Genomic DNA, 455 nt, shown 5'->3' on the forward strand with positions numbered 1-455 from the left:
GCGTCATCCGGAGCTGGAAGCGCTCCCCTTGGGGACGCTCGTGGTCTGCGGGCTGCTCAAACTGCAGCAAGAAGAAGCGTGTGCCCGGAAAGGGCGAGGGCTGCTCGAGGACAACGCTGAGCCCGGGAATGGATTGGAGGCGGGCGAGGATGTCCTGTGGCTCCGCCGCGGTCTCGAGCGCGGCCACGGACTGCTCCGCGGGGGCGGACTCTGCGAGAGATGTGTCCCCACACGCCTGCAACACCATGGACAGCAGCAAGGCCGCCCGGTGAGTCTTCGTCATGCGATACACCTGGGGGACTTCGAGGTGCCGTTCAAACGCATACCGGGCACCGCCATATCGGGCATGCCGGACACCAGCCCAGGAGTGTTTGATGCGAGAAGAGGACGCGCGCGACGCCAGCGTCCGCTGGCGACGTTGCCGCCACGACGACTGGCGAGACGACGTGCCCGTG

The 455-nt window shown here is 67.0% G+C and carries 1 pseudogene; it reads right to left on the minus strand.

From position 1 onward, the window contains the following. A pseudogene (locus D7X96_RS39225) lies at nt 1–187 on the minus strand (S28 family serine protease); the annotation flags it as partial. Nucleotides 188–455 lie beyond the last annotated feature (268 nt).

Origin of the sequence: Corallococcus interemptor (assembly GCF_003668875.1) — a bacterium.
Classification (GTDB): domain Bacteria; phylum Myxococcota; class Myxococcia; order Myxococcales; family Myxococcaceae; genus Corallococcus; species Corallococcus interemptor.